Origin of the sequence: Paucibacter sp. TC2R-5, assembly GCF_025717605.1 — a bacterium.
In the GTDB taxonomy this organism is placed as follows: Bacteria; Pseudomonadota; Gammaproteobacteria; order Burkholderiales; family Burkholderiaceae_C; genus Paucibacter_A; species Paucibacter_A albus.
In genome coordinates, this window is sequence record NZ_JAJIRQ010000003.1 from 511097 (window position 1) to 531591 (window position 20495).

The following is a 20495-nucleotide window of genomic DNA, read 5'->3' on the forward strand; positions in this document are numbered from 1 at the left end:
CTGGAAACTATTGGACGCTACTTGACAGAGCTAGTCGAAAGAAGTTCAACGAGGGCTGCCTCGTTGGCGGAATCGCACCCCTTACTCTTGGTCCAGAGCATTCCAACACCATCCAGCCAAAAACTGGCACCAAACTGGCACCAGATTCGACAATGAAAAAAGCACCTAGAACCTTTCGGCGCTAAGTGCTTGATTTCATTCTTATTTTTGGTGGGCCCTGAGTGACTCGAACACTCGACCTACGGATTAAGAGTCCGCTGCTCTACCAACTGAGCTAAGAGCCCTACGCTTTGCGCAAACCATCGGTGAATAGTATTAATTCACCTCAGTTCACTCAGCTTCGCAGTATAACCTATTTTTTGTACATATTAACTTTTCAGCCAACACATACTCAATTTCCAGGCTTGCTAGATTTGGTGGGTCGTGCGGGACTCGAACCTGCGACCTACGGATTAAAAGTCCGCTGCTCTACCAACTGAGCTAACGACCCATCAAGCGAAGCTCACTATTCTAATCTTAATTCCCGGTGTCACGCAATAGACTTATGCGAATTCTTCAAAAGAATCTTGATCAACTCTGCCGCAGCAGCCATGCCGAAGCTCGCCGTGACGGCGACGCTTGAGCCATAACCATGGCAGTTGAGGCTACCGTCGACGGCGCAGGTCTCGTCACCATCACCGGCTGTCGGGCGATGCACAGGTTCACGCGAGAACACGCAGGCCAGCCCCATCTTGCCCTTGCGCGGCACCGCATGATGCTGCCTCAAGCGCTGCCGCAAGCTGGCCAGCAGGGGGTCATGGCTGGTGTCGGCCAAGTCCTCGATGCTCATCAGATGCGGCTCTCGTTTGCCGCCGGCCGCACCCACCGCGACAAAAGGCAGGCGCTGCTGCAGCGCCCAAGCCGCCAGCTGAGCCTTGGCTCGAACTTGGTCACAGGCATCCACCAGACCGTCCAAGGGCGCCTCCGCGCCGTCCAGCAAACCGGGCCAGTTCTGCTCGTCGACAAACTCCTCAATCACTCTGACCCGGCATTCGGGATGAATGTCCTGAATCCGCAAGCGCAGCGCTTCCGCCTTAGCCATGCCTAGAGTTGAGCCCAAAGCCTGCACCTGGCGGTTGACATTCGATTCGGCCACTTGGTCAAAGTCGATCAGGGTCAGGCCCGCAACCCCGCTGCGCGCCAAGGCCTCGACCACCCAAGACCCAACGCCGCCCAGTCCCACGACAGCAAAGTGTGCGCCGCGCAGGCGCTGGTAGTCAGCGTCGCCGTAGAGGCGGCGCAGGCCACCGAAGCGCCGCTCGGTATCCGCCTTGATGTGAAAACTGTCTTGCATAGCTGGAATCTGAGCAGGTCGAGTGAGGATGAAGAGCTTGAAGAAAAAAGGCCCCGCAAGCAGGGCCTCGTCAAGCAGGTTTGTTTCGCTTTTTACTTCAAAGCCGCCAGCCGTTCCTTGCCCGCCTGCGCGGCCTCGGTGCCGGGGTAGGCTTTGATCAAGTCTTCCAGACTGCGGCGCGCCGACTTGACGTCCTTCAACTCGATTTGGCTGTTCGCCAGGGCCAACAAAGCCTCAGCGGCACGGGGGTGCTGCGGATTGCCGGAGATGAAAGTCTTGAAGGTCGCTATCGCGTCTTTGTAGTCGCGTTTGCCATACTGGGCATTGCCGAGCCAAAAGCGCACAGAGTCGACGTAACCACTGGCCGGGAAGCGACGTAAAAAGCCCGCCATCGCGGTCGCAGCCTCGGCAAAGTCTCCTCGCCGAATCAGCCCCATCGCGGCTTCATACTGCCGGCGCTCCTCGGGTTCGATCTGAAATTCTTTGCCGTCCAGCTGCACTTTTTGCGGCTCCAGCGGCTTCAAGCGAGAATCCAAGGACTGCGCCTGGTCATTCAGCTTGCGCTGGGTTTCCGACAGGTCGCGGGCCAATTGTTCGTTTTGGCCGCGCAACTTGGCTATCTCAAGACGCAAGGTGTCAATCTGCGCATTCAGATCCAGCATGCTGCGGCGCAAAGGGCTGAGCTGCTCCTGCGACTGCGCAGCAAGCTGCTCGACACGCAGTCGCTGAGCATCTTCGCTTTGCTGAACTCGATTGCGCAGTTCCAGAATGGCCTTGCGCGCCTCGTCGTCATCGAACAGAGCTGCCTGCGCCGACAAACTGAACAGCGCACTGGCGGCCAGCGCCGTCAAGCTCCGGCAAAGTTGCTGACGCTGCAGCCTCACTTCACTTGTCCTTCAGCTCAACGCGGCGATTTTTGGCCCAAGCGGCTTCGTCGCTGCCTTGCGCTGCAGGTTTTTCTTTGCCGAAACTGACCGGCTCGACCTGCGCCGCGCCCACGCCCAGCAGGCTCAAGGACTTGGCGACGGCCTCGGCACGGCGCTGACCCAAGGCCAGGTTGTACTCGCGTCCACCGCGCTCGTCGGTGTGGCCTTCCAGGCTGAGGGCCAGTTTGCGGTCATTGGCGAGACGCTTGGCATGGGTTTCGACCAAGCCACGATATTCGTCCTTGACCACATAGCTGTCGAAGTCGAACAAGACCACGCGCTGGTTGGCAACAGCAGCAGTCAGCTGAGCGCCCAAATCAACGGTCGCGACCTTGGACTCGGCCATAGGCATGCTGCTGGCACCGCTGGTTGCCGAGCTATTGGGTGCCACAGGGCGTGTTTCCACAGGCGCCGGCTCATCCAGCTTGACAGGCGAACTGCATCCGGCCATCACGGCCAACACCACCAAGCTCATCGCAAAACGAGTCATCTTCATTCGGGTCACTCCTTCAAAAACGATCACAGATCCATACCCATATGGCCCACCGCGCGCCAAGCACTCAGCGGACTACAGTGGCGATTATCCAACAAGTTAGCATCAAGGCTTGACAGCCCGCCCTCAACGGCCAAAGGGGCCCCAAGTAGGCTCGCGCACATCGGCCAAGGTCGAGATCAATTTGGCCTTGATCTTGCCGTCCAAGGTGCTGGTCATCAGCACGTCTTTGCCGCCCGCCCGCGAGGCGTAGACCAGCAAGCGCCCATTCGGCGCAAAGCTTGGGCTTTCGTCATCGTGGCTATCACTGATCTGCTGCACCGCGCCGGAGGCCAAGTCCATCACGCTCAGGCGAAAGCTATTGCCGCCCTGCCGCGTGATAAAAGCCATGGTGCGTCCGTCCGGGCTGATGGCCGGGCTGATGTTGTAAGCGCCGTTAAACGTCACCCGCTCGGCCGTGCCGCTTTGCCCGCCCACCGCCATGCGGTAGATCTGCGGGCCGCCGCCTCGGTCGCTGACGAAATAGATCGAGCGCCCATCGGGTGAGAACACCGACTCGGTATCGATCGCCGAGCTCTGCGTCAGCCGCCGCAAGCCGCTGCCGTCCCGGTTCATGATGAAGAGCTGCGAGCCGCCTTCGCGTGACAGTGTCAGCGCGACTTGCTGCCCATCGGGCGAGAACGCCGGCGCGCTATTGGTGCCACGGAAGTCCGCCAACACGCGGCGGCGACCGGTCTGAACATCCTGAATCCACACCACCGCCTTGCGCGACTCAAACGACACATAGGCCAACTCTTTGCCGCTTGGTGACCAAGCCGGCGAGATGATGGGGTCAGGGCTTGCCAGCGCGACTTGGCCGCCTTCGCCGTCGGCGTCGGTGATGCGCAGGCTGTAGCGCCCGCCGGCCTTGGTGACATAGGCCATGCGGGTGGCGAAAATGCCGCGCTCGCCGGTCAACTTTTGGTAAATGGTGTCCGAAATGCGGTGCGCGCCCAGGCGCACATCCTCGGGCGCCACGGCATGCGCCTCGCCGCCGAGGTCTTGGCCCTTGACCACATCCCAGAGTTTGTAGCGCAAATCAACCCGGCCATCGGCCAAGCGGGCCGCAGAACCGGCCGCCAACGCATCGGCATTGCGCGCCCGCCACTCCGACCAAACCGGCTGACTGCCCTCAAACATGCCGGCAGGCGCGTCAATGATGCGGAACTGCCCGCTGCGCTCCAAATTGGAGCGGATGATGGCCGCGACCGGCTGACCGGCGCGCGCCTCATCACGAAAATCCGGCAAAGCGATTGGCATCTGCGTGCCGCCAACACCGGAAATATCGACCCGGAACTGAGCTTGCGCCGTCAGACTGAAGCTGCTCGCGGCCAAGGCCCCGACAAAAAGGCCACTTGAATGCAGCAAGGCCGTACGGCGGCTGATGCAGCACGAAGATCGATTCAGGTTGGGTTGCTCGGGCATGGGGCTCGCAATCAAATGCACCAATCGGTACGGATTCAAACTGCTGTCTATTCTGCCTGAATGGCATTTTTCGCAGATTCAGCCAACCCTCGCCCGCCAAAGCAAAGAAGCCAAAGCAAGGAAATAGGCAGCTACTGAGGGCCACATTTTTTCAAGTCGACATCGTCTTTGACGCAGAATCCGCTCAAGCCCTACGTCGCTGCATCCACAGCGTACGAATCGAAGCAGAAGCCCTCTAAGCCCAATCAAAAGGCGGTTCTTGATGCCCACTATGACAAACATTTTGGTGGTTGATGACAGCAAGGTTTCGCGCACGGTGGTCGGCGGCCTGATCCGCAACCGCTTGCCGCAAGCTGCGATCTCCGAGGCCGGAGATGGGCGCAGCGCCCTCGCCATGGCCCTGGAAGCGCTGCCCGACCTGGTGGTGCTGGACATCAATATGCCCGATATGAGTGGCATCGAAGTGGCCGAGGTGCTGCGAGCGCAAGCACCCCAGCTTCGCATCGCCTTGCTGACTGCCAATGTGCAGGACGCGATGCGCAACAAGGCCGAGGCGCTTGGTGTGCCCATTTTCAAGAAGCCCGCCAAGGCAGAAGTCATCGATCAGATCCTGGCCTTGCTGGGGCCCGCATGAGAACGCAGCTGGGTGAATTGGAGCGAGACGCGCTGGCCGAGGCCTTCAACCTGGCCTTGGGCGAAGCGGCGTCTTCCTTTGCCGACATCGTCAACGAGGAGGTCCATGTCAGCGTGCCCGAGGTAGAAATCCTCACGCGTCAGCAATTGGTGGAGCGACTGGCCGGCCTGCCCTCGGCCGACAGCAACCCGGCGCTGTGCAGCATCTCGCAGTCGTTTCACAGCGCCGACACCCAACTTGCCACCGAAACCCTGTTGCTCTTCCCTGAGCGCGGCGGCCTCGAGATCGTCCGTCGCATGCTGGGCGACACTGGCACGCCACTTGAGCATGTCAGCGAGTTGGAGCAAGACGCTCTTGGAGAGATCGGCAACATCATCATCAACAGCTGCATGAGCAGTCTGGCCGGCATCTTCAAAACCGAGATGATTGGCACCTTACCCAGCGTCGAGCGGGTATTGCCGCTGGAATTGTTTGGCCAGCAAAGCCAGGGCGATATCGTGCTGGTGGCGCGCATAGGCATGCGCATGAGCAGCCAAGATGTGACCGGTTTTGTCTTGTTCCTGATGGACTTGCCCTCGCTGGAAACCGTCATCAGCCTCATACAGCGCTTCTTCGGCCTCGCCGACGATGCGGCTGCCCCCAACTGAAGCCGGCACCACCAACCATGCATGACGCCGCCGTCCAAGTGCTTGACCTCGGTGTCGTGCTGCTCAACGCCGAAGGCAAGATCGAGATCGTCAATCGCTGGATCAGCTCGCATGGCCGCTTAAGCCCATCGGTCATGGGCATGAGCTTGGTCGAAGCATTTGGTGACGCCATTGATCCGCGCTTATTGCAGGTGGTCGACGATGCCTTGAACCGCGGCCGCTCGAACCGGCTCTCGCATGCCTTTCACCCAATGCCCTTGCCGCTCTACCCGCTACGCGGTGCGGCCACCGAGCGCATTCATCAGTCGATCGACGTCAGCGCCTTGAGCTCCAGCGCAGGCCGGCAATGCCTGCTACAGATTCGCGACATGAGCGAGACCATCCGGCGCGAAGCCCTGCTGAAGCTGCAAGCCCGCCAATTGGCCGAAGAACTGGCGCGGCTCAAGCAAGCGCAAGAGGATTTGGCACGTCACAGCCTGCGCTTTCGCGAGATGGCCCGCTTGGCGCCGGTGGGCTTGTTCGAGACCGATATGCAGGGCCGCTTGACCTATTGCAATGACCGTGGCCAGGAACTGTTGGGCTTGAACTTCCCTGCGGATTTGGGCAGCAATTGGACCAGCGCGTTGGCAGCCGAGGAGGCCGAAGCCTTCCACCGTCGATGGAAAGCGGCCACGGAATCAGCGACACGCTTGACCGAGGAATTCCAAATCAGCAAGGGTCGGGACGAGCGTTGGCTGCGACTGGAGGCGGGGCCAATTCGGGATACAAATCAGGTGCCGGTAGGCTTTATTTGCACCTTGATGGACGTCACCGAATTGCAGCAACGCGCTCAGAGACACGAGCACCGAGCCAATCATGACAACTTGACCGGCCTGCCCAACCGGGGCCGCTTTGAGCAGCGCCTGCGCGCGGCATTGGCCGGCGCGCAAAGCTTGAGCGGCGAGTTGGCCATCGTCTACCTGGATCTGGACGGCTTCAAGGCCATCAATGACGAGCATGGTCACGCAGCGGGTGACCAAGTGCTTCAACAAGTCGGCTCGCGCCTGCGCAAGCTGCTGCGGGCAGAGGACTTGGTGGCGCGCCTGGGTGGTGACGAGTTCGCAATACTATTTCCGGAGGCTCCGCCTGAAAAGGACGTGAACCATTTGCTGAGCAAGTTATCGCAGTCAATCAGCCGCCCCATGACTTTGGCCCTCAACGGCACTCACGCCAGCGTTCAAGTGGGTTGCTCCATGGGAGTGGCACGCTTCCCGCGCCAAGGCGAGGGGATTGAAGCCTTGCTGGCCCAGGCAGATCGTGCCATGTACGAGCACAAACTGAGCCGCAAACGTACCGACGACGATATCTCCGGTTTGATCGATCAGCTCAATGGCATGAAGGGCCGCCACGCCTGATTTTCAGGCAATCAGAGCAGCACGATATCGTAATGTTCGGTCTGATTGCTGGGTTCCGCAGTCAAGGAGATCGGCTTGCCGATGAAGTCCGACAGCCCCGCCAGATGCTGGCTTTCCTCATCCAAGAGCATCTCCACCACGTTGGCGGCGGCGACGATGCGGAACTCCTTGGGCGAGAACTGGCGCGCCTCGCGCAGGATCTCGCGCATGATGTCATAACAGACCGTTCGAGCGGTCTTGACCTGCGCCCTGCCCTCGCAGGTCGGGCAAGGCTCGCACAGCATTCTGGACAGTGATTCACGCGTGCGCTTGCGTGTCATCTCGACCAGGCCGAGCTGGGTAAAGCCACCCAGCGTGACCTTGGTGCGATCTTTGCTGAGTTGCTTGCGGAACTCGGTCAGCACCGCTGATTTGTGCTCCTCGCGCGTCATGTCGATGAAGTCGACGATGATGATGCCGCCCAGATTGCGCAGGCGCAGCTGGCGGGTGATGGCACCGGCCGCCTCCAGATTGGTCTTGAAAATCGTATCGTCGAAATTGCGCGCACCGACAAAGCCACCGGTGTTGACGTCGACCGTCGTCATTGCCTCGGTCTGATCGAAAATCAGATAGCCGCCGGATTTCAAGTCGACGCGCCGCGCCAGCGCCCGGCTCAGTTCGGCGTCGATATTGTTCAAATCAAAAATCGGCCGCTCGCCCTTGTAATGCTCCAGCTTGGCGGTCGCCGCCGGCATGAAGAGCTCGCCAAAGCTGTGCAGCACGTCGTACTGCAGCTTGGAGTCGATGCGAATCGAGCCGGTCCGCTCGTTGGCCAAATCGCGCAGCACGCGCTCGACCAAGCTCAGGTCCTGATGCAGCAGGCTGCCGGGTGGGGAGTTGAAGCCCTTCTCGCGGATCGCGGCCCAGGCCTTGCGCAGGTAGGCGATGTCGGACGCCAACTCTTCGTCGCTGGCGTCCTCCGCATTGGTGCGCAAGATAAAGCCTCCGCCGCCGCCATCCTCGGGCTTGCCCACCAAGGTCTGCATGCGAGTGCGCAGCAACTCACGCGCTTCGGGCGAGCCAATTTTTTGCGAGATGCCGATGTGATCGTCCTGCGGCAAGAACACCAACATGCGCCCGGCGATGCTGATCTGCGTCGACAGCCTAGCCCCCTTGCTGCCGATAGGGTCCTTGATGACTTGCACGGTCAAGGTCTGACCCTCGAAGACCAAACGTTCGATCGGCGTCGCCACGCCACCCTCGGCATGCTGGCTTCGGATATGGCTGGGCGCGCCGTTCACATGCAGGTCGGCCACATGCAAGAACGCCGCGCGCTCCAAGCCGATGTCGATGAAGGCAGACTGCATGCCCGGCAGCACGCGGGCGACCTTACCCAGGTACACATTGCCGACCAAGCCGCGCTCGAGCGCGCGCTCGACATGCAACTCCTGGACCGAGCCGTTTTCAACCACGGCCACACGCGTTTCCTGGGGAGACCAGTTGATCAGAATATCTTCCATGGCCCTAATCTCGAATGTTGACGCATGCGGGCAAACTCGCCGACATGCGTCAAGACACGATTCAAACGTTAGGCATCAGAAACGTACACCCCACTGCCTCAGCAAATGCGCAGTCTCAAACAAGGGCAAGCCCATGATGCCTGAATAGCTGCCTTCGATGCGAGAAATCCATGCCGCCGCCTGACTTTGAATCGCATAAGCGCCGGCCTTGCCGTAAGGCTCGCCGCTGTCGATGTACTGTTGGATCTGCTCATCGCTGAGCGGCGCAAAGTCAACCAGGGACACATTCAACGCAACGCTGCGCCGCTCACCCAGCCCCACGGCAACGGCGGTGATCACACGGTGGCTGCGCCCCGCCAACAAGCGCAAGGTCCGAAAAGCATCGGCGCTATCCAGCGGTTTACCGAGGATTTGTTGATCGACCGCCACCGTCGTGTCCGAGCACAAGACCGGCGCTGCGGGCAGGCCGCGCGCCGCCAGGCGAGCCAAGGCGGCATCCAACTTGGCCTCGGTGACTCGCTCCACATAAGTTTCAGGCGACTCCCCGGCGATCTCCGCTTCCAAGCTTTCAGCATCTTCTTCCGCGCCCGGCAACAGCAAGTCATGGCGCACGCCGAGCTGCTGCAAAAGCTGGCTCCGGCGCGGGCTTTGTGAAGCAAGATAGATGAAGTCGAAAGCTGCGCTCATGGGCTCAAATCACGGACAAATCATTCTCGGTGATAGGGGTGCCCCGTCATCACCGTCCAAGCGCGGTACAAGCCCTCGGCCAGCAGCACGCGAGCGAAAGCATGCGGCAAGGTCAGGTCGGACAGACGCAGTGTTTCGTCGGCAGTGGCTTTCAAGGACGGCGCCAAACCATCCGGGCCGCCAATGATCAGCGCCACATCGCGGCCGTCCCCCATCCACAGCTTCATCCGCTCGGCCAACTGCATGCTGGTGCGGCGCTCGCCGCGTTCATCCAAGATCAGCCGGCGCACACCGCGTGGCAGGGCGGCCTCGATGCGCAGCGCCTCGGCCGCCATCAATTGCTCGGCCGTTTTGCTGCCTCGCGTCTCCGCCTTGACGGCCTTCAACTCCAAGCGCATTTCGGGCGGAAAGCGCTTGGCGAAGTCTTCATAGGCCGTATCGGCCCAGGCCGGTTGGCGCTGGCCCACGGCCACCAAAAGCAAACGCATGCCGGAACCGAAGCTTAGGCGTCGCTGCTCTTCTTGCTGGCGGCCTTCTTGACCGCAGCCTTGACGGCCGGCTTCGGTGCTGCCCGCTTGACGCCGACGGTCTTGGTCACGGCAGACTTCTTGGCCGCAGCCTTCTTCACCGCAGGCTTGGCCGCGCCGACCTTGAGCGTGCTGGTAGCAGGCGTCTTGTGATCCACCTCACGGCTGCTGGTGGACGAACGGTCCACCGGCTTCTTTGCCGCAGGCTTCTTGACGGCGGGCTTTTCGGCCGCAGCCTTGGCAGCGACCTTCTTGCCCACGCCTGGCTTGCCCGGCAGCGAGGCTGCAACCACCTTTTTAGCGGCGGTCTTCTTGGCTGCCTTCTTAGGTGCGACCTCTTCCTCGTCGTCTTCTTCCGAGGCCTTGACCAGCTTGGTCTTGCCGTCGCCCAGCGCCATCTTGACCGGCTTGTCGCCCCACAACTCTTCGAGGTGGTAGTAGTCACGAATGGCCGGCTGCATCACGTGTACAACGGCGGCGCCGCAGTCAACGATGATCCACTCGCCGTTTTCCTCGCCTTCGCAGCGCAGCACATCCATGCCGCGCTCCTTGACCGTGACCCGCACGGCCGAAGCCAAAGCCTTGGTCTGCCGGTTGCTGGTGCCGGACGCGATGATCACGCGCTCAAACAGCGGGGTCAGGTGCTCGGTGTTGAAGACCAAAATATTTTGGGCCTTCACATCTTCCAAACCATCGACGATGGCGCGTTGCAGCTTACGAATGTCCATTCAGTACCTACTCACTGTAAAGACGGTGGAGGGCAATATACCCCGCCACCGCGTCGCCCACCAAGGGGCTTAGTTCCTCGTTGCGCGAGGCCAACTCGCGCACTTGGGTGGATGAAACCTGCATCGCCGGCATCGCCAGTTTCAGCATTTTGTTGGGTTCGGCGTGGACGACTTCCATGACTTCGGCCGAACCCTGAACTTCTTGACCCGCGCGTGCCGCTACCGCCAGCGTCACCAGGCTTATCAAAGCCCGCCAGTCGCGCCAGGTGTGAAAGCGCTCGAACTGATCCTGGCCTATCACCAGGAACAATTGCTCAGCTGGATGCGCGGTCTGGCGGGCCCGCACGGTGTCGATGGTGTAGCTCGCCCCATCGCGTTCCAGCTCGCTGTCGTCGACCAAAAACCTCGGCTCGCCCGCCACCATCAGCTCGGCCATCGCGCGCCGGTGCAAGGGCGCAGCCAAACCTCGGCCGGTTTTTTGCCAGGGCCTGCCGGCCGGCATCCACAGCAATTGATCCAAACTCAGCTGAGTCAAGGCGCAATGCGCCAAGCTCAAATGCCCCAGATGAGGAGGATCAAAACTCCCGCCAAACAGGCCGGTCCGGCCCGTTCCGCCGAGCTTTACAGCCATAGATGGGTGGCAGTTTCATGCGCCCAATCGCGTGGCCGCAAGAAGTCGCTGTACAGCTTGGCCTCTTGCGTACCGTCTTCGGGCGCCCACTGATAACGCCATTTTACGATGGGCGGCATCGACATCAAAATCGCCTCGGTGCGCCCACCCGATTGCAGGCCAAACAAGGTGCCCCGGTCAAAGACCAGATTGAACTCGACGTAACGCCCGCGCCGATAGGCTTGGAAGTCACGCTCGCGCTCGGTGTACGCCAGGCCATGACGGCGCTCGACGATGGGCAGATAGGCCGGCACAAAAGCGTCACCGACCGAACGCAACATCGCAAACGCGGCCTCGAAGCCACCTTCGGCGTAATCATCAAAGAAGATGCCGCCGATGCCTCGCGGCTCGTCGCGGTGCTTCAGATAGAAATACTCATCACACCAGGGCTTGAAGCGCCCATACAGCTCGTCGCCATGCGGCATCAGCGCCGCTTCGCAGGTGCGGTGGAAATGCTGCGCATCACGCTCGAACCCGTAATAAGGCGTCAGGTCCATGCCGCCGCCAAACCACACGACCGGCTCGGCATCGACCGGGAAGGCCGCGAACATGCGCACATTCATGTGCACCGTCGGCACAAACGGATTGTGCGGATGGATCACCAGCGACACACCCATCGCCTCGAACGGCGCACCGGCCAGCTCGGGGCGGTGCTGGGTCGCCGAAGGAGGCAAGACCCGACCCCGCACATGGGAGAAATTGACGCCGCCGCGCTCGAAAACCGCGCCGCCCTCGATCAGGCGCGACAGGCCGTCGCCCTCCAGGCGGCTGCCCGGCTCACGGGTCCAGCCGTCGCTGATAAATTCGCCGCCATCGGCCGCCTGCAAGGCCGCGACAATGCGCGACTGCAGGTCAAGCAGATAGTCACGTACGAGTTGCGTATTCAACGCTTCACCGCCCGATAACCGATGTCTTGGCGATACTGCTTGCCTTCGAACTGGATATTGACCAGGCTCTCGTAAGCCAGCGCTTGCGCCTTGCGCACCGACTCGCCCAAAGCAGTGACGCAAAGCACGCGCCCGCCCGAGGTCTGCAGCTGACCGTCTACTTCTGCGGTGCCGGCGTGGAAGACCATATGGTCCTCCGCATCGGCCGGCAGGCCGCTGATCGCATCGCCTTTGCGGGGGCTCAGTGGGTAGCCGCTAGCGGCCATCACCACGCCGAGCGCCACGCGCCGGTCCCACTGCAGTTCGACCTGGTCGAGCGTGCCGTCGGTGGCGTGCAGCAGCACTTCGAGCAGGTCGCTTTTGAGCCGCATCATGATGGGCTGCGTTTCGGGGTCACCCATGCGGGTATTGAACTCGACCGTGTGCGGCTGTCCCTGAGCGTCAATCATCAAGCCGGCATAGAGAAAACCGGTGAAGGGGATGCCGTCGCGCGCCATGCCTTGGATGGTCGGCATGATGATTTCATGCATAGCCTTGGCGTGGACATTGGGCGTCACTACCGGAGCGGGCGAATAAGCGCCCATGCCGCCGGTGTTGGGGCCTTCGTCGCCATCCTTGAGGCGTTTGTGGTCCTGGCTGGTGGCCAGCGAGACCACGTTCTTGCCGTCACACAAAACGATGAAGCTGGCTTCTTCGCCTTGCAGGAACTGCTCGATCACGACCCGCGCCACGCCCTCGTTGTGCACGACACCGAGCTTGTTGTCTTCCAGAATCCAGTCGATCGCCTCATGCGCCTCGGCCAGCGTCATCGCGACGACGACGCCCTTGCCGGCCGCCAAGCCATCAGCCTTGATGACGATGGGCACGCCCTGGGCATCCACATAGGCATGGGCTGCAGCCACATCGCTGAAGACCTCGTAGGCCGCAGTCGGGATGTTGTGGCGCTTCATGAAGTCTTTGGCGAAGGCCTTGGAGGACTCCAGCTGCGCGGCGGCCTTGGTCGGCCCAAAGATGCGTAGGCCACGGGCGCGGAACTCGTCGACGACGCCGGCGGCCAGATAAGCCTCCGGGCCAACCACGGTCAGCGACACCTTTTGCTCGATAGCAAAGTCGGCCAGCGCCTTGACATCGGTGATGGCGATATTCGTCAGGCGCGAATCACGCGCGGTGCCGCCGTTGCCGGGCGCCACATAGACCTGACTGACCCGCTCACCCTGTGCCAGCTTCCAGGCCAGCGCATGTTCGCGACCGCCATTGCCAATTACCAAAACCTTCATGCGCAGACTTCCCTTTTTATTCGTTGATGTTGGCATTGCTGTAGACGGCCTGAGCATCGTCCAGGTCTTCCAGCATATCCAGCAGCTTTTGCATCCGCGCCGCGTCGTCACCGCTCAACTCGACGGTGTTTTCGGCCCGCATCGTCACCTCGGCCACTTCGGCCTTCAGGCCGGCAGCTTCGAGCGCGTTCTTGACGGTCTCGAAGTCAGTCGGCGCGGTCAGCACTTCGATCGCGCCGTCATCATCGGTGATGACATCCTCGGCGCCGGCTTCCAGTGCCACTTCCATGATCTTGTCTTCCGAGCTGCCGGGCGCAAACACCAGCTGTCCGCAATGCTTGAACTGGAAGGCCACGGCGCCCTCGGTGCCCATATTGCCGCCGCATTTGCTGAAGCAATGCCGCACCTCGGCGACGGTACGCACCTTGTTGTCGGTCATCGTGTCGATAATCACCGCCGCGCCACCGATGCCGTAGCCCTCATAGCGGATTTCGTCGTAATGGATGCCGTCGAGATTGCCGGTGGCCTTGTCGACGTTGTACTTGATGCGGTCGGCCGGCATATTGGCGCCCTTGGCCTTTTCCACCGCCAAACGCAGGCGTGGGTTCTCCTTGATATCGCCGCCACCCAAGCGAGCAGCGACGGTGATTTCACGGATGATGCGGGTCCAGATCTTGCCGCGCTTTTCGTCTTGGCGGCCTTTGCGATGCTGAATATTGGCCCATTTGGAATGACCAGCCATGTGGCTTTTGCTCCTGCTGGGTCTGCAAATTTGCGACCCACATTAGTTGGATAGACTGCGATTTTAGTCTTGAGCTCAGGGAACCCTCATGTCCGATCCGATTTTGCTGGCCCAACAAGGTCAAATTGAATGTCATCTGCTGCCAGCGTTAGCAAATCGGCACGGTTTGATCACCGGCGCCACCGGCACCGGCAAGACCATCAGCCTGCAAACCCTGGCCGAGAGTTTCAGCCGCATCGGCGTGCCGGTTTTCATGGCCGATGTGAAGGGTGACCTGACCGGCATTTCGCAGGTGGGCGCACCCAGTCCCAAGCTCTTGGCAACGCTCAAAGAGCGCGGCATCGAGGCCCCTGCCCCGCTGGCCTGCCCGACCACGCTGTGGGATGTGTTCGGCGAGCAAGGCCACCCGGTGCGCGCCACCATCTCCGATATGGGCCCGCTCTTGCTGGCTCGCATGCTGGCCTTGAACGAGACCCAGCAAGGCGTCTTGCAGATGGTCTTCAAGATCGCCGATGACGCCGGCCTCTTGTTGATCGACATGAAGGATCTGCGCGCGATGCTGCAGCATGTCGGCGACAACGCCGCGCAGTTCACCACCCAGTACGGCAATGTCTCAGCCGCCAGCATAGGCGCGATCCAGCGCGGTCTGCTGCAGATCGAGGCTCAGGGCGGCGACAAATTTTTCGGCGAGCCTATGCTCAATATCGCCGACTTCATGCAGACCGAAGCGGGCCTGGGCGTCATCAATGTGCTGGCCGCCGACAAGCTGATGAATGCGCCGCGACTGTACGGCAGCCTCCTGCTGTGGATGTTGTCCGAGCTGTTCGAAACCCTGCCCGAGGTCGGAGACCTGGATAAGCCGAAGCTGGTGTTCTTCTTCGACGAGGCGCATCTGCTCTTCAAGGACGCGCCTGAGGCGCTGGTAGAACGTATCGAGCTGGTCGTGCGCCTGGTTCGCTCCAAAGGCGTCGGCGTCTATTTCGTGACACAAAACCCGCTCGACATTCCGGACGCCGTCTTGGGCCAACTCGGCAACCGGGTCCAGCATGCGCTGCGTGCCTTCACGCCGCGTGACCAGAAGGCCGTCAAGGCGGCGGCCGACACCATGCGAGCCAAGCCGGGGCTGGACATCGCGACGGCCATCACCGAACTCGGCGTCGGCGAAGCACTGGTCAGCTTGCTGGACGAAAAGGGTCGCCCCAGCGTGACCGAGCGCGTGTACGTGCTGCCGCCGGGCAGCCAGATCGGGCCGATCACACCGGAACAGCGCCAGGCCTTGATCAAGAACTCCTTGGTCGCAGGCGTGTACGAGGCCTTGGTCGACCGCGAGTCTGCGTTCGAGAAACTCAAGGGCGGATCGCCGCCAGCGCCTGCGGGCACGGCCAGCTTACCGACCGGCAGCACGAGCCCCACAAGCGAAGCGGACGACGGCGGCATGCTGGGCGGCCTGAAGGACTTGCTCTTTGGCACCACCGGCCCGCGCGGCGGCCATCACCCGGGGCTTGCTGAGACGGCCGCCAAGTCAGCGATGCGCACCATGGGCAGCTCGGTCGGCCGCGAAATTGTGCGGGGCGTGCTGGGTAGTTTGTTGGGTGGGAGCAGCAGTCGGCGCCGCTGAGCGGCGTTTCGCACCAGAGGGCAGCGTTTGATCGCAAGCGGCTGCCCTTGCGTTGCCGCTGCCTCAAGAATGCGGGCATTGACAATTCAAACCAACGCCCAGCTCAAGCATGCAAACGCCCGCCATCAGTGACATCTTCGGCCACATTCCCACCTTTGTCTGGGCCATCTTGGCCTTGATCTTGATGGTGGGCTTGCTGCAAAGCCGCGATCAATGGATGACCAGGCGCCGCTTGATGCTGGTGCCGACGATCTGGCTGGCCTATGGTGTTTGGGGCGTCGTCAGCAGCTTCGGTTATTCGGCCGGCGCTGTTCTGCCCTGGGTGTTCGGCCTGCTCGCCAGCCTGTCGCTGGTGCGCCGCAGCGGCTGGTCGGGCGGCTGCCGCTTCGACAGCGCCCGCGGCCAGTTCTTTGTGCCCGGCAGCTGGCTGCCCTTGGCGCTGATGCTGGGCATATTCATGGCCAAGTTTGCGGTTGGCATGAGCGCGGCACTGCAGCCCGAGCTGCTAGCCTCCAGCGCCTTCGCCAGCAGCTTCAGCGCTTTGTTCGGCGCGTTCGGCGGCGCCTTCTTGGGTCGTTCGCGCAATATTCTGAACTGCAGCAACTCAATGATTGAAGGCCAACTTGAAGCTTCCTGATCCGCCCCCTGAGCCGTTCGCGCCCAAGCCTGTCGCGCCCGGCGGCTCGATCTTCAACTTCCAAAATTACGCCGGCAAACGTTGGCTATGGTTGCTCAGGCAAGCCTTGTTGGTGCTGGCGATTGCGCTGATTGTCAACCTCATCTTCTTGCTGATCTCTGGCGCGAGTTGGGCCAAATTTAGCGCCACGTTCAAATCCGAGTTCGTCTACACACTGCTGATCAGCGCGGGCTGCTCGAGCATTATTCAGACGCTGACCCACATCGCCTCCATGCTGAGCAACCGTCTGCGTGCGCGCAGCGGCAAGCCCGCCAAGAAATGGATAGGCTGGCCTCTGATGATGTGCATCCTTTTGCTCGGCACGCTGGCCGGCTTCAGCATCGGCATGGAGGCCGGCAACTGGCTGCTGGGCAATAACTACAAAAACCCACTCACCGCCGGGCTGCGTCGCGGGACGGTCATGCTGCTGATCGCCCTGATTCCGGGCATATTGATCACGATCTACTTCGTCGCCCGCGGTCACTTGGACGAAGCCAATTTGCGCGCACAGACCGCCCAGCGCCTGGCAGCCGAGAACAAGCTGCGCCTGCTGGAATCCCAGCTCGAGCCACATATGCTGTTCAACACCCTGGCCAATCTGCGCGTGCTGATCGGTCTGGACCCGGTGCGTGCGCAAGCGATGCTGGACCAGCTGATTGGTTTTTTGCGAGCCACCCTGAACGCGTCGCGCAGCAGCAGCCACCCCTTGCGCGACGAGTTCGCTCGCCTGCGCGACTATCTGGCCCTGATGCAAATCCGCATGGGGAGCCGGCTGCGGCCGGTGCTGGATTTGCCGGCCGAGCTAGGTGATCTGGCCATCGCGCCGCTGCTCTTGCAGCCGCTGGTTGAAAACGCGATCAAACATGGGCTGGAGCCGGCGGTCGACGGCGGCGAGCTGCGCGTCTCGGCGCGGCGTGAGGGTCAGGTGTTGCTGCTGGTGGTGCAAGACAGCGGCGTGGGCTTGAGCCAGGCGGCCAGCGCCAGCAGATCAAACGAAGGCACGCAGTTCGGCCTGCACCAAGTGCGCGAACGACTCGCGACCCAATATGGCGCCGCAGCCAGTTTGGAGCTTGCCTCAGCCGCCGACGGCGGCACCATCGTCACCATTCAAATTCCCATTCAAGCCGCATGAAACCCACCGCCCTGATTGCCGAAGACGAATCCCTGCTGGCCGAAGGCCTGCGCCAGGAATTGGCGCGCCTGTGGCCGGAGCTGCATATCGTCGCGATGGCCCCGCATGGCCAGGCGGCATTGGACGCCGCACTGCGACTTTTGCCCGACATCTGCTTCCTCGACATCCGCATGCCCGGCTTGAGCGGCCTGGAAGCGGCGCAGGCAATGGCGGAGGACTGGCCGCAAGAGCAGCCATTTCCCTTGCTGGTTTTCGTCACCGCCTATGACCAATATGCGCTGCAGGCCTTCGAGCGTGCCGCTGTCGACTATGTACTCAAACCGGTGCAGCCCGAGCGCCTCGCGCTGACCTGCCAGCGTCTGCAGGCGGCCCTGGCTCTGCGGTCGGCCCACAACGCGGAGCAGCCGGCGCAGCAAGCTGATGACAAGATCAATCAAGCCGTCGAGCAATTGCGCCTGCTGCTCGGCGCCACAGCGCCTGCTGCTGCAGCAGCGCCGCAACCGCCCTTGCGCTTGCTGCAAATAGCGCAGGGCAGCGTCATCAAAATGCTGCCGGTCGAAGAGGTGCTGTACTTCGAAGCGGCGGACAAATATGTGCGCGTCTTGACCGCAGAGAAAGAGCATTTGGTGCGCATATCTCTGCGCGAGCTATTGCCCCAGCTCGACACCACTCGTTTCTGGCAAGTCCACCGCAGCGTGGTCGTTCGCGCCGACGCGATTGACCGGGCCGTGCGCGACGAAGCCGGCAAGCTAAGCCTGCACCTGCATGGCAGCAATGACCGCTTGAGCGTCAGCCGCATGTACACGCATTTGTTCAAAGGCATGTAGCCCTGGACGGGGCTTGACGCTTAGACCGATAAAATCGGTGCAAACCTGCCACTTTGACGGCGCAGCCCCGCTGCCCTGCCCCTACCCGATGTCTCATCCGTCCGACGACAACAAGCCCGCCCTCAGCAACAACTTCCTGCGCAGCATCATCGAGCGGGACTTGGCACAGACTGGGCAGCCCGAGCGCCACTTCGCCGGCACGCCCGGCGATGCCGCCCACCATGCGGCCGGTCCGCTGGATGCGGCCAAGATCCGCACCCGTTTCCCGCCCGAGCCGAACGGCTATCTGCACATCGGTCACGCCAAAAGCATCTGCCTGAATTTCGGCATGGCGCGGGATTACGGCGGCATCTGCCATCTGCGCTTTGATGACACCAACCCGGAAAAAGAAGAGCAGGAATATGTCGACGCGATCCAGGAGATGGTGGCCTGGCTGGGCTGGGACTGGAACGCGGGCGGCAACTCGCACCTGTTCTTCGCCAGCAATTATTTCGACTTCATGTACCGCGCCGCCGAGTACCTGGTGACAGCCGGCCTGGCTTATGTGGATGAGCAAACGCCCGAAGAAATGCGCGCGAACCGCGGCGACTTCGGCCGCCCCGGCGTCAACAGCCCGTTCCGCGACCGCAGCCCGGCCGAAAACCTCGCCCGTTTTCAAGAAATGCGTGATGGCAAGCATGCGGACGGCGCCATGGTCTTGCGCGCCAAGATCGATATGGCCGCGCCCAACATCAATCTGCGCGACCCGGCGCTCTACCGCATCCGCCGCGCCACCCACCACAACACCGGCGATACCTGGTGCATCTACCCGATGTACACCTTCGCGCATCCGATCGAGGATGCGCTGGAGCGCATCACGCACAGCCTGTGCACGCTCGAGTTCGAAGATCAGCGGCCGTTTTATGACTGGCTGCTCGGCCATTTGGCCGATGGGGGCTTGTTGGCCCATCCGCTGCCGCATCAGTACGAGTTTGGCCGACTCAACCTGACCTATGTCGTCACCTCCAAGCGCAAGCTGCGTCAATTGGTGGACGAAGGCCATGTCGACGGCTGGGACGACCCGCGCCTGCCGACCCTGGTGGGCATGCGCCGGCGCGGCTACACACCCAGTAGCATCAGAGCGATGGTCGAGGCCACTGGCGTGACCAAGAGCAATGCCTGGCTTGACTATTCGGTGCTGGACGGCTGCCTGCGCACCGACCTGGAAGGCAAGGCGGCGCGCGCCTGCGCGGTGCTGGACCCGCTCAAATTGAAGTTGACGAACTGGGCCGAGTTATTCGGCAGCAGCGCCCATGTGGAGCACAGCAGCGCACCGGCACATCCGCATATCCCTGAACTGGGCCAGCGCGAATTCAGCCTCGGGCATGAGGTCTGGATCGAGCGCGATGACTTCATGGAAGTACCGGTCAAGGGCTATCACCGCCTTTACCCCGGCAACAAGACGCGGCTGAAATATGGCTATGTGATCGAGTGCACCGGCTGCGAGAAAGACGCCGAGGGCAAGATCACCGCCGTGCTGGCCACCGTGGTGCCCGACACCAAGAGCGGCACACCGGGCGCCGACGCGGTCAAGGTCAAGAGTGCGATCACCTGGGTCAGTGTGCACGAGGCGGTCGAGGCCGAGGTGCGGCTCTACGACCGTTTGTTCACCGTGGAGCAGCCGGACAGCGGGGACGCCGACTTCCTGAGCTTCATCAACCCGCAGAGTCGGCGCGTCGTGACCGCCTATCTGGAGCCCTCATTGGCGCAGGTTGCCGCCGGTGCTCACTTCCAATTTGAGCGGCATGGCTATTTCGTCGCCGACCGCATTGACCATCAAGCTGCCAAACCGGTCTTCAACAAGATCACCGGGCTGAAGGACGGCTGGTCGAAGTAGAACGGCGTCAGCGGCTTTAGTCCTCGCGAACCTGGATCACCGGGTTCGCGTATTCATGACCGACCACGGCGCGGGCGAACAAATAGTTCTCCAACGCCCTGGCACTCAACAGGTCCAGCATCACGTCGCCCTGCGAGTCGCAGGGGAAGGCCAAGGCCTTGCCCGAATGGAAGAGCGACTGGAAACGCAGCTCGAATTGATCGTTAGTTTGATCCGCTTGGTCCCCTTGAGCGACTTGGGCAAGCTTGGGTTTAAAACTGGTTTGCATGAATTGGGTGGTGTCCATCTTGAGTACTCCTGAGCTGTCACCATGATCTCGGTCCGCATGTTTGAAGACTAGACCCCATCTGAGGGGGAGGCCATGTGCATACGTCTCGAAATAACGTCGGAAGAACACTCGCGGTGGACTAAGACTTTTACTGACAAGAAAATGTCACACAAACAGGCTATGGCTTGCG

The 20495-nt window shown here is 61.5% G+C and carries 21 protein-coding genes and 2 tRNA genes; 8 read left to right on the plus strand and 15 right to left on the minus strand.

All coding sequences use genetic code 11. From position 1 onward, the window contains the following. Positions 1 to 208 precede the first annotated feature (208 nt). The 6 genes from LNV08_RS09260 to tolB all read right to left on the minus strand — a co-directional run bounded on the left by LNV08_RS09260 (position 209) and on the right by tolB (position 4216). Positions 209 to 284: transfer RNA gene (locus tag LNV08_RS09260), tRNA-Lys, on the minus strand. 130 nt (positions 285 to 414) lie between these two features. After that, a tRNA-Lys gene (locus LNV08_RS09265) sits at positions 415 to 490 on the minus strand. A 39-nt stretch (positions 491 to 529) separates the two neighbouring features. Continuing rightward, positions 530 to 1333 (minus strand): tRNA threonylcarbamoyladenosine dehydratase, encoded by an 804-nt coding sequence (locus tag LNV08_RS09270; protein ID WP_263533401.1) that lies wholly within the window; start codon positions 1331 to 1333, stop codon positions 530 to 532. A 92-nt stretch (positions 1334 to 1425) separates the two neighbouring features. Then, positions 1426 to 2211 carry a tol-pal system protein YbgF gene (ybgF, locus tag LNV08_RS09275; RefSeq protein WP_276595319.1) on the minus strand — a complete coding sequence of 262 codons (786 nt, stop codon included), beginning with the start codon at positions 2209 to 2211 and terminating at the stop codon, positions 1426 to 1428. A gap of 7 nt (positions 2212 to 2218) precedes the next feature. Then, complete coding sequence (pal, locus tag LNV08_RS09280) at positions 2219 to 2749, minus strand: peptidoglycan-associated lipoprotein Pal (RefSeq protein WP_414858713.1); 531 nt, start codon at positions 2747 to 2749, stop codon at positions 2219 to 2221. A 129-nt stretch (positions 2750 to 2878) separates the two neighbouring features. Continuing rightward, positions 2879 to 4216: a Tol-Pal system beta propeller repeat protein TolB gene (gene tolB, locus LNV08_RS09285; protein ID WP_263533404.1), complete on the minus strand. Its 1338-nt coding sequence runs from the start codon at positions 4214 to 4216 to the stop codon at positions 2879 to 2881. 271 nt (positions 4217 to 4487) lie between these two features. Between tolB and LNV08_RS09290 the strand changes: the two genes are divergently transcribed. The 3 genes from LNV08_RS09290 to LNV08_RS09300 are packed head-to-tail and all read left to right on the plus strand — an operon-like array spanning position 4488 to position 6891. Then, positions 4488 to 4850 carry a response regulator transcription factor gene (locus tag LNV08_RS09290; protein ID WP_263533405.1) on the plus strand — a complete coding sequence of 121 codons (363 nt, stop codon included), beginning with the start codon at positions 4488 to 4490 and terminating at the stop codon, positions 4848 to 4850. Then, entirely contained in the window at positions 4847 to 5497 is a 651-nt protein-coding gene (locus tag LNV08_RS09295; protein ID WP_263533406.1) for a chemotaxis protein CheC, read from the plus strand. The genes LNV08_RS09290 and LNV08_RS09295 overlap by 4 nt, the downstream gene beginning before the upstream one ends. 17 nt (positions 5498 to 5514) lie before the next feature. Continuing rightward, complete coding sequence (locus LNV08_RS09300) at positions 5515 to 6891, plus strand: GGDEF domain-containing protein (RefSeq protein ID WP_263533407.1); 1377 nt, start codon at positions 5515 to 5517, stop codon at positions 6889 to 6891. Positions 6892 to 6902: 11 nt separating this feature from the next. Here LNV08_RS09300 and rng read toward each other — a convergent pair whose 3' ends face one another. The 8 genes from rng to LNV08_RS09340 form a co-directional block, all read right to left on the minus strand. Beyond that, the gene (gene rng / locus LNV08_RS09305) at positions 6903 to 8390 is read right to left on the minus strand and encodes a ribonuclease G (RefSeq protein ID WP_263533408.1); all 1488 of its coding nucleotides are present in this window, start codon (positions 8388 to 8390) and stop codon (positions 6903 to 6905) included. A gap of 75 nt (positions 8391 to 8465) precedes the next feature. Next, entirely contained in the window at positions 8466 to 9077 is a 612-nt protein-coding gene (locus LNV08_RS09310) for a Maf family protein (protein WP_263533409.1), read from the minus strand. A gap of 20 nt (positions 9078 to 9097) precedes the next feature. Then, positions 9098 to 9565, minus strand: coding sequence for a 23S rRNA (pseudouridine(1915)-N(3))-methyltransferase RlmH (gene rlmH, locus LNV08_RS09315; protein WP_263533410.1), 468 nt, complete (start codon positions 9563 to 9565; stop codon positions 9098 to 9100). A gap of 14 nt (positions 9566 to 9579) precedes the next feature. Beyond that, positions 9580 to 10332: a ribosome silencing factor gene (gene rsfS, locus LNV08_RS09320; protein ID WP_263533411.1), complete on the minus strand. Its 753-nt coding sequence runs from the start codon at positions 10330 to 10332 to the stop codon at positions 9580 to 9582. A gap of 7 nt (positions 10333 to 10339) precedes the next feature. Further along, complete coding sequence (gene nadD, locus LNV08_RS09325; protein ID WP_263533412.1) at positions 10340 to 10963, minus strand: nicotinate-nucleotide adenylyltransferase; 624 nt, start codon at positions 10961 to 10963, stop codon at positions 10340 to 10342. Then, positions 10954 to 11889 carry an oxygen-dependent coproporphyrinogen oxidase gene (hemF, locus tag LNV08_RS09330; protein ID WP_263533413.1) on the minus strand — a complete coding sequence of 312 codons (936 nt, stop codon included), beginning with the start codon at positions 11887 to 11889 and terminating at the stop codon, positions 10954 to 10956. Before hemF ends, nadD begins: the two co-directional genes overlap by 10 nt. Further along, positions 11886 to 13166, minus strand: a complete 1281-nt coding sequence (gene purD / locus LNV08_RS09335) for a phosphoribosylamine--glycine ligase (protein ID WP_263533414.1) — start codon at positions 13164 to 13166, stop codon at positions 11886 to 11888. Before purD ends, hemF begins: the two co-directional genes overlap by 4 nt. Before the next feature lie 16 nt (positions 13167 to 13182). After that, entirely contained in the window at positions 13183 to 13908 is a 726-nt protein-coding gene (locus tag LNV08_RS09340; protein ID WP_263533415.1) for a YebC/PmpR family DNA-binding transcriptional regulator, read from the minus strand. A gap of 88 nt (positions 13909 to 13996) precedes the next feature. On the opposite strand from LNV08_RS09340, the gene LNV08_RS09345 reads away from it, so the two are divergent. From LNV08_RS09345 to LNV08_RS09365, 5 genes are all read left to right on the plus strand, one after another. Then, the gene (locus LNV08_RS09345) at positions 13997 to 15526 is read left to right on the plus strand and encodes a DUF853 domain-containing protein (RefSeq protein ID WP_263533416.1); all 1530 of its coding nucleotides are present in this window, start codon (positions 13997 to 13999) and stop codon (positions 15524 to 15526) included. Between the two features lie 109 nt (positions 15527 to 15635). After that, the gene (locus tag LNV08_RS09350; protein WP_263533417.1) at positions 15636 to 16163 is read left to right on the plus strand and encodes a DUF6622 family protein; all 528 of its coding nucleotides are present in this window, start codon (positions 15636 to 15638) and stop codon (positions 16161 to 16163) included. Then, positions 16150 to 17334: a sensor histidine kinase gene (locus LNV08_RS09355; RefSeq protein WP_263533418.1), complete on the plus strand. Its 1185-nt coding sequence runs from the start codon at positions 16150 to 16152 to the stop codon at positions 17332 to 17334. Before LNV08_RS09350 ends, LNV08_RS09355 begins: the two co-directional genes overlap by 14 nt. Then, the gene (locus LNV08_RS09360) at positions 17331 to 18161 is read left to right on the plus strand and encodes a LytR/AlgR family response regulator transcription factor (protein ID WP_263533419.1); all 831 of its coding nucleotides are present in this window, start codon (positions 17331 to 17333) and stop codon (positions 18159 to 18161) included. The genes LNV08_RS09355 and LNV08_RS09360 overlap by 4 nt, the downstream gene beginning before the upstream one ends. Before the next feature lie 88 nt (positions 18162 to 18249). Further along, positions 18250 to 20037 carry a glutamine--tRNA ligase/YqeY domain fusion protein gene (locus LNV08_RS09365; RefSeq protein ID WP_263533420.1) on the plus strand — a complete coding sequence of 596 codons (1788 nt, stop codon included), beginning with the start codon at positions 18250 to 18252 and terminating at the stop codon, positions 20035 to 20037. Positions 20038 to 20053: 16 nt separating this feature from the next. Here the strand turns inward: LNV08_RS09365 and LNV08_RS09370 are convergent, their stop codons facing one another. After that, positions 20054 to 20323, minus strand: coding sequence for a hypothetical protein (locus LNV08_RS09370; protein WP_263533421.1), 270 nt, complete (start codon positions 20321 to 20323; stop codon positions 20054 to 20056). Between the last annotated feature and the right edge of the window lie 172 nt (positions 20324 to 20495).

Coding starts and splice junctions, on each gene's coding strand:
- LNV08_RS09370 (WP_263533421.1), bottom strand. CDS start 20,323: ATGGACACCACCCAATTCATGCAAACCAGTTTTAAACCCAAGCTTGCC.
- LNV08_RS09360 (WP_263533419.1), top strand. CDS start 17,331: ATGAAACCCACCGCCCTGATTGCCGAAGACGAATCCCTGCTGGCCGAA.
- rng (WP_263533408.1), bottom strand. CDS start 8,390: ATGGAAGATATTCTGATCAACTGGTCTCCCCAGGAAACGCGTGTGGCC.
- LNV08_RS09350 (WP_263533417.1), top strand. CDS start 15,636: ATGCAAACGCCCGCCATCAGTGACATCTTCGGCCACATTCCCACCTTT.
- rsfS (WP_263533411.1), bottom strand. CDS start 10,332: ATGGACATTCGTAAGCTGCAACGCGCCATCGTCGATGGTTTGGAAGAT.
- LNV08_RS09295 (WP_263533406.1), top strand. CDS start 4,847: ATGAGAACGCAGCTGGGTGAATTGGAGCGAGACGCGCTGGCCGAGGCC.
- LNV08_RS09365 (WP_263533420.1), top strand. CDS start 18,250: ATGTCTCATCCGTCCGACGACAACAAGCCCGCCCTCAGCAACAACTTC.
- LNV08_RS09340 (WP_263533415.1), bottom strand. CDS start 13,908: ATGGCTGGTCATTCCAAATGGGCCAATATTCAGCATCGCAAAGGCCGC.
- LNV08_RS09345 (WP_263533416.1), top strand. CDS start 13,997: ATGTCCGATCCGATTTTGCTGGCCCAACAAGGTCAAATTGAATGTCAT.
- LNV08_RS09310 (WP_263533409.1), bottom strand. CDS start 9,077: ATGAGCGCAGCTTTCGACTTCATCTATCTTGCTTCACAAAGCCCGCGC.
- LNV08_RS09270 (WP_263533401.1), bottom strand. CDS start 1,333: ATGCAAGACAGTTTTCACATCAAGGCGGATACCGAGCGGCGCTTCGGT.
- purD (WP_263533414.1), bottom strand. CDS start 13,166: ATGAAGGTTTTGGTAATTGGCAATGGCGGTCGCGAACATGCGCTGGCC.
- tolB (WP_263533404.1), bottom strand. CDS start 4,216: ATGCCCGAGCAACCCAACCTGAATCGATCTTCGTGCTGCATCAGCCGC.
- LNV08_RS09300 (WP_263533407.1), top strand. CDS start 5,515: ATGCATGACGCCGCCGTCCAAGTGCTTGACCTCGGTGTCGTGCTGCTC.
- LNV08_RS09290 (WP_263533405.1), top strand. CDS start 4,488: ATGACAAACATTTTGGTGGTTGATGACAGCAAGGTTTCGCGCACGGTG.
- rlmH (WP_263533410.1), bottom strand. CDS start 9,565: ATGCGTTTGCTTTTGGTGGCCGTGGGCCAGCGCCAACCGGCCTGGGCC.
- pal (WP_414858713.1), bottom strand. CDS start 2,749: ATGACTCGTTTTGCGATGAGCTTGGTGGTGTTGGCCGTGATGGCCGGA.
- nadD (WP_263533412.1), bottom strand. CDS start 10,963: ATGGCTGTAAAGCTCGGCGGAACGGGCCGGACCGGCCTGTTTGGCGGG.